The sequence below is a fragment of the Nocardioides sp. P5_E3 genome (genome assembly GCF_054049275.1).
This window is the reverse complement of the sequence record NZ_JBFUMR010000019.1, coordinates 77,438-86,265: the sequence shown is the minus strand read 5'-3', so window position 1 is coordinate 86,265 and position 8,828 is coordinate 77,438. Positions and strand designations below refer to the sequence as shown.

Annotated in this window: 9 protein-coding genes; 5 read left to right on the top strand and 4 right to left on the bottom strand. The window is 72.9% G+C overall.

Annotated features, from left to right (window positions below; all coding sequences use genetic code 11):
- Positions 1–168 precede the first annotated feature (168 nt).
- Positions 169–1,410: a PspC domain-containing protein gene (locus tag ACXJKB_RS13620; protein ID WP_457189189.1), complete on the top strand. Its 1,242-nt coding sequence runs from the start codon at positions 169–171 to the stop codon at positions 1,408–1,410.
- 11 nt (positions 1,411–1,421) lie between these two features.
- Positions 1,422–1,733 carry a hypothetical protein gene (locus ACXJKB_RS13615; RefSeq protein ID WP_457189187.1) on the top strand — a complete coding sequence of 104 codons (312 nt, stop codon included), beginning with the start codon at positions 1,422–1,424 and terminating at the stop codon, positions 1,731–1,733.
- Here the strand turns inward: ACXJKB_RS13615 and ACXJKB_RS13610 are convergent.
- The 3 genes from ACXJKB_RS13610 to ACXJKB_RS13600 form a co-directional block, all read right to left on the bottom strand.
- A complete protein-coding gene (locus tag ACXJKB_RS13610; RefSeq protein ID WP_457189185.1) occupies positions 1,730–3,430 on the bottom strand; it encodes an aminotransferase class V-fold PLP-dependent enzyme in 1,701 nt (566 codons plus the stop codon). The two genes, ACXJKB_RS13615 and ACXJKB_RS13610, sit on opposite strands and share 4 nt — an antisense overlap.
- A gap of 34 nt (positions 3,431–3,464) precedes the next feature.
- Positions 3,465–4,574: a glycerophosphodiester phosphodiesterase gene (locus ACXJKB_RS13605; protein WP_457189183.1), complete on the bottom strand. Its 1,110-nt coding sequence runs from the start codon at positions 4,572–4,574 to the stop codon at positions 3,465–3,467.
- Positions 4,575–4,638: 64 nt separating this feature from the next.
- On the bottom strand, positions 4,639–5,646 hold the full coding sequence (locus ACXJKB_RS13600) for a glycerophosphodiester phosphodiesterase family protein (RefSeq protein ID WP_457189181.1): 1,008 nt from the start codon (positions 5,644–5,646) through the stop codon (positions 4,639–4,641).
- Positions 5,647–5,723: 77 nt separating this feature from the next.
- Between ACXJKB_RS13600 and ACXJKB_RS13595 the strand changes: the two genes are divergently transcribed.
- Genes ACXJKB_RS13595 through ACXJKB_RS13585 form a run of 3 tightly spaced genes read left to right on the top strand, consistent with a single transcriptional unit; the run spans position 5,724 to position 8,224 of the window.
- Complete coding sequence (locus tag ACXJKB_RS13595) at positions 5,724–6,266, top strand: YbaK/EbsC family protein (RefSeq protein ID WP_457189179.1); 543 nt, start codon at positions 5,724–5,726, stop codon at positions 6,264–6,266.
- A gap of 42 nt (positions 6,267–6,308) precedes the next feature.
- On the top strand, positions 6,309–7,349 hold the full coding sequence (locus tag ACXJKB_RS13590; protein ID WP_457189177.1) for an LLM class F420-dependent oxidoreductase: 1,041 nt from the start codon (positions 6,309–6,311) through the stop codon (positions 7,347–7,349).
- On the top strand, positions 7,337–8,224 hold the full coding sequence (locus ACXJKB_RS13585; protein WP_457189175.1) for an oxygenase MpaB family protein: 888 nt from the start codon (positions 7,337–7,339) through the stop codon (positions 8,222–8,224). The genes ACXJKB_RS13590 and ACXJKB_RS13585 overlap by 13 nt, the downstream gene beginning before the upstream one ends.
- Positions 8,225–8,244: 20 nt before the next feature.
- On the opposite strand, the gene ACXJKB_RS13580 is transcribed toward ACXJKB_RS13585, so the two are convergent.
- Positions 8,245–8,766, bottom strand: a complete 522-nt coding sequence (locus tag ACXJKB_RS13580) for a hypothetical protein (RefSeq protein ID WP_457189173.1) — start codon at positions 8,764–8,766, stop codon at positions 8,245–8,247.
- Positions 8,767–8,828 lie beyond the last annotated feature (62 nt).

Genomic DNA, 8,828 nt, shown 5'->3' with positions numbered 1-8,828 from the left:
GTGCGGGGGGCGTGGGGTGGCTCATCGTGCCTCCATCGTCTCAGGCGCGGAGGCCTCCGACCATGAGGACTGACCCCGAGCCGACCCTGACCCGGACCCCGGTCGACCCGGCCCGGATCAGGGCTGTCCCCGATGGTGCGGGGCGTCCCGGCCGAGGAGAGTTGGGGCATGGACAACGCCAGCCCCTCCACCGAGCAGCCCGGTCCGGGCACCCCGCCCCCGTCGGGCCCGCGGGTCACCCGCGACGAGATGAAGGACCTCGGCCGCCTGCGCCGCAGCGTCACCGACCGGCACGTGGCCGGCGTCGCCGGCGGCATCGCCCGCCACCTCGACGTCGACCCGATCATCATCCGCGTCGCCCTCGTGGTCGCGACGTTCTTCGGTGGGGCCGGCCTGCTCCTCTACGTCGCCGCCTGGATCCTGGTGCCCGAGGAGGGCACCGCGGACGAGCCGCTCGGCCTCGACCAACGCAGCCGCACGATCGCCCTCGCCGGCGTCGGCGTGCTCGCCCTGCTCGCCGCGCTCGGCGACTGGGCCGGAGCCTTCTGGTTCCCCTGGCCGCTGGCGATCGGCGTCGGGCTCGTCGTGTGGTTCCTCCACCGCAAGCAGCAGCGGACGCCCGCGCCGGCCAACGGCGCCGCGCCGCCGGCGTACGGCGACCAGCTCGTGCCGGACCCCGCCTCGGGCGACACCGCGGACTACACGACCGACTACGCCACGACCTACGACCCCGCCCCGGCACCCGGGACGGGCTACCCCCCGGCAGCGCCGTGGGGCTCCTACGAGCAGCCGCGGCGACCGCGCAACCCACGCAAGCGCGGCCCGATCCTGTTCTGGTTCACGATCGCGCTGATCGCGCTGGCCGAGGGCGTCCTCGGCGTGGTCGACCTGGCCGGGGTGGACGTCGCGGACAGCGCCTACCCCGCCCTCGCGCTCGGCATCACCGCCGTGGTGCTGGTCATCGGCTCCTTCTGGGGCCGCGCCGGCGGACTGATCCTCCTGGGGTTCATCGCCGCGTTCGGCACGGCCGCGGCGACCATCGGCAGCAACGTCGGGGAGCAGGACCGCTACTACGCGCCGACCAGCGCCGGTGAGGTCCGACAGGCCTACGAGTTCGGCGGCGGTCGCTTCACCCTCGACCTGTCGGACGTCTCCGACGTCGAGGGGCTCGACGGCCGCGACCTCACGATCGACGGGGTCGGCGGCCGCGTCGAGGTGGTCGTCCCCGACGGGATGGACGTCGACGTCCACACCCAGGTCGTCGGCGGCCAGAGCCAGGTCTTCGACCAGAGCAGCGACGGCTTCGACATCACCCAGGACGGGTTCGTCGACGGCGGCGCCGACGTCCCGGACATGTCCATCACCATCGACCTGGTCGGCGGCGAGATCGTCGTCCGCGAAGCGGCCTGAGGAGCACTGCCATGACTGACAACGAGAACGACTACTCCGACCTCTACGGCTACGACACCAGCTATCAGACGACGTACGACGAGCCGATGACCGGCCCGCTCGACGCACCGGACAAGCCGTCCGGACTGCACCCGGTCAACATCGGGCAGCTCGTGATGGGCGTCGCGTTCGCCGGCATGGTGCTGGTGTGGGCGCTCGTCCAGGGCGATGTCGTCGACACCTCCGAGCTCCGCTGGCTGCTGCCGATCCCGTGGCTGGCGGCCGGTGCCGCCGGACTGGCGGCCACGGTCTGGCCGGGCCGCCGGCAGCAGCTCGGCAGCTAGTCCAGGGAGCAGGCCGGCAGCGCGAACCACCGGAGGTCGTCGAAGTCGGCCCCCAGGTGGGCGGTGTCGGACCAGTCGGGTGGAGACGCGGCGGCCATGATCGCGCGGCCCTCGTCGAGGTGCTCCCTGAGCACCGAGACGGGGGCCGTCGTCGTGTGCCGGGGGTAGGTCATCGAGCCGTCGGCGGCGTAGGTGACGTCGCTGAGGCGCAGCGGCGGCTCGACCGGGCCGGTGCGGTGGTGCCACAGGCCGGTGAGCGGGTCGAAGCGGTAGTCGCCGAGCAGCCGCCAGCCCTCGCGCGCCACGAGGCGTACGGCCTCCACGACGTAGGTGAAGACCTCCTCGTCGACGAAGTAGTTGAAGTTGACCCGCACCCAGCCGGGCTTGATGCCCTCGCAGCCGCCCCTGATCTGGGCCTCGAAGCGGAGGCTGTGGTCGAGGTCGATGTCGAGCAGCCGGTGGCCGTAGGGGCCGGCGCACGAGCAGCCGCCGCGGGTCTGGATGCCGAAGAGGTCGTTGAGGAGCGCGACGACGAAGTTGTGGTGGAGGTAGGTCCCGTCGGGCGCCTTGACGACGAAGGAGACGATCGAGAGCCGCTGGGAGTCGAGGTTGCCGAGGATCTGGATGCCGGGCTCGGCGACCCACGTCTCGACCGCGCGGCGCAGCAGCTCCTCCTCGTGGGCCTGGATCGTCTCCACGCCGACGGCCTGCTTGAGCTGGAAGACCAGCCCCGCGCGGATCGACTCCACGATCGCCGGGGTGCCGCCCTCCTCGCGGTGGGCCGGGTCCTCGAGGTAGCGGTGCTCGGTCGGGTTGACGTACATCACCGTCCCGCCGCCCGGCACGACCGGCACCCGGTTGGCGAGCAGCTCGCGGCGCACGACCAGGACGCCCGGGGTGCCCGGGCCGCCGATGAACTTGTGGGGGCTGAGGAAGATCGCGTCCTTGCGCGAGCTGCCGGGGCCGTACATCTCGATGTCGACGTAGGGCGCGCACGCGGCGAAGTCCCAGAAGCTGAGCGCACCGTGCTCGTGGAGCAGGTCGGCGACGCCCTCGGTGTCGGTGACGATGCCCGTGACGTTGGAGGCCGCGGAGAACGAGCCGATCTTGAGCGGGCGGTCGGCGTGGCGCTCCAGCTCCTCGCGGAGGTGGTCGAGCGAGACCCGGCCGTCGGCGTCCTCGTGGATGGTGACGACGTCGGCGATGGTCTCGCGCCAGCTCACCTCGTTGGAGTGGTGCTCGAAGGGTCCGATGAAGACGACCGGGCGCTGGTCGGCGGGGATCGCGTCGCTCAGGTGGTGGCGGTCCTCGAGCGTGCAGGGGATGCGGAGGCCGAGGATGCCGATCATCTTGTCGATCGCCGCGGTGCTGCCGGAGCCGCAGAAGATGACGACCGTCTCGTCGTCGCCGCCCACCGCGTCGCGGATGATCCGTCGCGCGTCCTCGCGCAGTCGGGTCGTCTGCAGCCCGGTGCCGCTCGCCTCGGTGTGGGTGTTGGCGTAGGCCGGGAGCACCTCGTGGCGGATGAAGTCCTCGACGAAGGTCAGGCTCCGCCCCGACGCGGTGTAGTCGGCGTAGGTGACGCGACGCGGACCGTAGGGACCCTCCATCACCTGGTCGTCGCCGATCACCGATGCTCGGATGCGCTCGAGGAGGGCGGTCGAGGTCGCGGTCGGGGCGGCACCGGCGTACGTCACGGGGTGAGCGTACGCCGGTGCGAGGCTCTGCCTGTCACCGCTGAGAGGTGGTCTTGTCCATCACCGCGGCGACCACGTCCGGGTTGTCGCTGAAGATCCCGTCGACGCCCGCGTCGAGGAAGGCTCGCGCCTCCGCGGCCAGGTCGCCGGGCGCGTTCGGGTCGGTGCCGAGGCGGAAGTTGGTGGCCATGAACTGGTTCTCGCGGCGCAGGGTCCACACGTGCACGACCAGGCCGGCGGTGTGCGCGTCAGGCACCACCGACGACGGCGCACCGGTCCGGCCGGCGGCGTCGCGCGGGAGCACCAGGTTCTTCGCGGCGCCCAGCCCGTCGGCGTACGTCGCGATCGCGGCGAGGCCCGCCGACGTCACCATCGAGGCGTACGTCGTGCCCGGCAGGTCCGCAGGCCCGCCGGAGGCGTCGACGAGCTGGGCGAGCGGCACGTCGACCATGGCGTCGAGCTGGCGGAGGTTGCCCACCTCGAAGGACTGGATGATGACCGGGTCGTCGGCGTCGGCCCAGTGGCGCTTGCGCAGCGCTGCGACGAGCGGCTCCTCAAGCGAGAGGCCGATGGAGTCGAAGTAGGTCGGGTGCTTGGTCTCGGGGTAGATGCCGACGCCCTCGCGGCGGGCGAGCTTGATCACCTCGTCGAGGGTCGGGATCCGCTCCTCGCCGTCGTACGCCGTGTTGTCGGGACGCACCTGCGGGAGCCGCTCCTTCGCGCGCAGGGTGCGCAGCTCCTTGTAGGTGAAGTCCTCGGTGAACCAGCCGGTCACCGGGCGGCCGTCGATGGCCTTGGTGGTGCGACGGCCGGCGAACTCGGGGTGGTCCGCCACGTCGGTGGTGCCGCCGATCTCGTTCTCGTGGCGGGCGACGAGCACGCCGTCCCTGGTGGAGACGAGGTCGGGCTCGATGTAGTCGGCGCCCTGCTCGATGGCGAGCTCGTAGGCGGCGAGCGTGTGCTCGGGCCGGTAGCCCGAGGCGCCACGGTGGCCGACGAGCACGGGCTCGACGAGCGAGGGCCCGGCGGCCTCGGCCGGCGCCGCGGTGGCGTTCGCGGCGGACGAGGTCAGGGCAGGGGCGAGGGTGGAGATGGTTGCGGTGGCGAGTGCCAGCCCGAGGCCAGCGCGTGTCCGAGAGGTCATGCCCGCGAGCCAATCGGGCTGGGGCGGCGGGCCGCGGACGACGTGGTGAACGCCCCGTGAACCCTCAGCCGACGGCGGTCGCCGCCTCGCGCACCACCGACAGCGCCTCCTCGGGGTGGTCGGTGATCACCCCGTCGACGCCGGCGGCGAGGAGCGCCCGCACCTCCCCCGCCATGTCGCCGAGCGCGTCGGGGGCGGTCCCGCGGCGCAGGTTGGTGGGCAGGAAGCGGTTCTCCGCGCGGACGGTCCAGGCATGGACGGTGAGGCCGCGGCGATGGGCGTCGCGGACGAGGGACGACGGCGCGCCGATCGCTCCACGCGCGTCCCGGGGCAGCACGAGGGACCTGTGCGCGCCGAGCCCGTCGGCGTACTCGTCGATGCGGTCGAGCTCGTCGGGGGTCACGGCGTGCCCGCGGTCCAGCAGCTGCACGACGGGCAGCCGGGTCCGCTCGGCCAGCCGTCGGAGGACGGGCGCCTCGAAGGACATCAGCGTCACCCGCGCCCACGGGTGGTCGAGCCCCTGGCGGGCGAGCTCGCGCAGCAGCGGCACGTCCAGCGGGAGGCCGGCCGCCTCGTGGTAGGCGGCGTGCTTGAGCTCGAGCGCCACCCCCACCGGGCGGCCCCGCCGGACCGACTCCGCGCCGACCATCGCCAGCACCTCGGTGAGGGTCGGCACGCCCTCCGCACCGTCGTACGCCGCGTTGCCCGGCCGGCTGCCGGGCATCCGCTCACGCGCGGCGAGGGTCTTGAGCTCGGCGAGCGCGAGGTCCTGGACGAACCAGCCGTGCTCCTCCGCCCCGTCCACGACCAGCGTGCGGCGCAGGTGGGCGAGCCCGGGACGGTCGGCGACGTCGGTCGTCGCGCTGAGCTCGAGGTCGTGGCGCGCCACGAGCACCCCGTCGCGCGTGGCGACGAGGTCGAGCTCGATGTCGTCGACGCCCATCCGGATGGCGGTCCGGTAGGCGTCGAGGGTGTGCTCGGGACGGTGCCCGCTGGCGCCGCGGTGCGCAACCACGGCGGGGGTGGGGACCAACGACGAGGTCCTGTGCACCGCCTCGCGGGTCACCGTCATGGCACCACGCTGCCCGAGCACGGGGACCGGACGGTGGTGCCTCGATGACGTGAGGGTGAATGCCGCATGATGACCGCGTGACGCTCCCGAGCCTCCCCTCCCTGACGTCCCTGCCCGCCACCGAGCACCCCGACCTCGTCGCCGCTCCCGTCGCCGCCGCGCTCGCCGCGTGGCCCGGGGCTGCCGAGGTGGCCGTGGTCGGGATCGACCCCGACCTCGCCGACACCGCGGCGATGAGCGAGGCGTACGACATCCCGATGACGGCGGGTGGCAACTGCGTCGTGGTGGCGGGCGCGCGGGCCGGCGACGAGCGGATCGCCGCGTGCGTGGTGCGCGCGGACACACGGGCCGACGTCAACACGCTGGTCCGCAAGATCCTCGACGTGCGCAAGGCGTCCTTCCTCTCCATGGAACGCGCCGTCGCCGAGACCGGCATGGAGTACGGCGGCATCACCCCGCTCGGGCTCCCCGACGGATGGCGCGTGCTGGTCCACGACGCGCTGCTCGACGAGCCCGTCGTCGTGATCGGCAGCGGCGTACGTCGCTCCAAGCTGCTCGTGCCCGGACGGGTGCTGGCGGACCTGCCGGGCGCCGAGGTGGTCCCCGACCTGGGTCGCTGACCACCCTTGCCATCGTGACAGTGCCACTGTCACAGTTGAGGCATGCGTCTCGCCACCCTGCTGATGTACGACGGCAACCCGCGCAAGGCGGCCGACGAGGTGGTCGCGCTGGAACGGGCGGGCCTCGACAGCGTGTGGGTCGCGGAGGCCTACGGCTTCGACGCGCCCACGCTGATGGGCTACCTGGCCGCCACGACCGAGACCGTGAAGATCGGATCGGGCATCCTCAACATCTACTCGCGCACCCCGGGCGCCCTGCTGCAGACCGCGGCCGGGCTCGACAACGTCAGCCAGGGCCGGGCGATCCTGGGTCTCGGGGTGAGCGGGCCGCAGGTGGTCGAGGGCTTCCACGGCGTGCCCTACCGCAAGCCGATGGCGCGCACCGCCGAGGTCGTCGACATCATCCGCCGCGGCCTCAGGCGCGAGCCGCTGTCGGCCGACGGCGAGTTCCACCTGCCGCTGACCAAGGACGACGGCGCCGTCACCGGCCTCGGCAAGCCGCTCAAGCTGCTGACCCGTCCCGAGCGCGACACCATCCCGATCTGGATCGCCGCGCTGGGCCCGAAGAACGTCGCGCAGACCGCCGAGATCGCCGACGGCTGGATCCCGCACCTCTTCCACCCCGAGAAGGCGCACCTGGTCTGGGGTGACGCCCTCGCGGCCGGCAACGCCAAGCGGCAGGAGGGCCTCGGTCCCCTGCAGGTGATGGCCGGCGGCATGGTGGCCATCGGCGAGGGCCCCGACACCAAGTCGCTGCTCGACTTCGCGCGGCCGATCTTCGCCCTCTACGTCGGCGGCATGGGTGCGAAGGGCAAGAACTTCTACAACGACGTCGCGCGGGCCTACGGGTACGAGAAGGAGGCGGAGGAGATCCAGGACCTCTACCTCTCCGGCAAGAAGCGGGAGGCCGAGGCGCTCGTCCCCACCGAGTGGCTCGAGGCGGCCAACCTCGTCGGCCCGGCGTCGTACGTCCGCGAGCGCATCGCGGCCTTCAGGGAGGCCGGGGTCACCGACCTCAACATCACGCCCGTCTCCGAGGATCCGGCCGCCACCGTGGCGCAGGTGAAGGAATGGGTGTCCTGAGCCTCGTGCACGCGCCGGGCCGATACGCGACCCTCCGCCGGATCCGGTCCCTGGACCCGGAGGTCGACCACGACGAGATCCTCCGGCTGACCGCCCGCTTCGAGTTCCCGTGGGACTACTCGCAGGGCACCGGCATCGCCTTCATGCGCGACTACGGCGTCCCCTCCATCGCCGCCGTCCTCGATCGCACGCGGGAGTTCGAGGACCACGGCACCAAGCGCTACGACGACACCATCCTCATCGGGGACGAGGCCACCCTCGACGGCATCGACTCACCGCGGTCGTACGCCGCGCTTCGCCGGCTCAACCGCATCCACGGCCACTACGACATCCCCGACCACGAGCTCGCCTACGTCCTCGCCACCACCATCGTCGGCCCCGTCCGCTGGATCGAGGCCTACGGCTGGCGCCGCCTCGACGACCACGAGCTCGCCGCGATCACGAAGGTGACCACCCGCTTCGGCGAGCTGATGGGGATCAAGGACCTGCCCACGACGTACGACGGCTACCTGGCGCTGCTCGTCGACTACGAGCGCCGCCACTTCGCCCACACCCCGGAGGCCACCCGGCTGGCCGAGGCCTCGATCCGCATCGCGAAGGAGGTCGCGCCGGCGCCACTGCGACCGCTGCTGCGGCGCGTCACCATCGCGGTCATGGACGAGCCGCTGCGCGAGGTGCTCGGCCTGCCGCGCCAGCCGCGGTGGTTCGTCCGGGCGGTGCGCAACGGGCTGCGGGCACGCGGGCGGCTGCTGCGCCTCGCTCCCCCGCGCCGGACGGCGTACGTCCACCGACCGAGCACCTACCCGCACGGCTACCGGCTCGAGGACCTCGGACCGACCGCGATGCTCGACGCGCTCAACCGGTCGGCGTCATGACGCATCGTTCACCAGCGTGTTCACCAGGGCCGGTCGAGCAGGCCCGCCGTGCCCCGCTGCTGCTCGCCGAGCTGCGCGTCGAGGACCAGCAGCGCGCCGGTGAGGGCCGGCGTCGCCCACTGCAGCCACGCCAGCTTGCCGCGCGCGTCCTCGGCGACCTCGGGCTCCTTGGGGTGGCCGTCCTCCCCGCTCGCGTCGCCGAGGCGCTGGCCGTAGACGTACGCCGCCGCGGACGCGGCCACGGCAGCGCCGGTGAGCGCCGTCTTGGCCACCACGGACGCAGTGGTCGGCGGGTGCGTCGCGACGCGGTTGCGGTTGTCGGCGAGGATCGCGATCCCGCTCAGCAGGTGCAGGCCGATCGCGGCGCCCTGCACCGGACCCCACCGCTCCCAGCCGGTCCCCGAGACCTCGACCCGCTCCCGCTCGGTGTCGGGCTCGCGCGCGGCCTGGTTGAGCCCGACCGCCCCCATCAGCGAGCCGCCGAACCACGCGGCGTTCGTGACGAGGTGGGTGGCACGCACGGCCGTGCTGATGAGAGTCATCCCGCCAACGTAGGCACGCCGCACCGGCGTCGCCTCACCCCGTCGGGGAGGTCCACCACCCC

Excerpts from the sequence above, each read along its gene's own strand:
- ACXJKB_RS13615 (WP_457189187.1), top strand. The coding sequence starts at position 1,422 with ATGACTGACAACGAGAACGACTACTCCGACCTCTACGGCTACGACACC.
- ACXJKB_RS13600 (WP_457189181.1), bottom strand. The coding sequence starts at position 5,646 with ATGACGGTGACCCGCGAGGCGGTGCACAGGACCTCGTCGTTGGTCCCC.
- ACXJKB_RS13620 (WP_457189189.1), top strand. The coding sequence starts at position 169 with ATGGACAACGCCAGCCCCTCCACCGAGCAGCCCGGTCCGGGCACCCCG.
- ACXJKB_RS13585 (WP_457189175.1), top strand. The coding sequence starts at position 7,337 with ATGGGTGTCCTGAGCCTCGTGCACGCGCCGGGCCGATACGCGACCCTC.
- ACXJKB_RS13590 (WP_457189177.1), top strand. The coding sequence starts at position 6,309 with ATGCGTCTCGCCACCCTGCTGATGTACGACGGCAACCCGCGCAAGGCG.
- ACXJKB_RS13580 (WP_457189173.1), bottom strand. The coding sequence starts at position 8,766 with ATGACTCTCATCAGCACGGCCGTGCGTGCCACCCACCTCGTCACGAAC.
- ACXJKB_RS13605 (WP_457189183.1), bottom strand. The coding sequence starts at position 4,574 with ATGACCTCTCGGACACGCGCTGGCCTCGGGCTGGCACTCGCCACCGCA.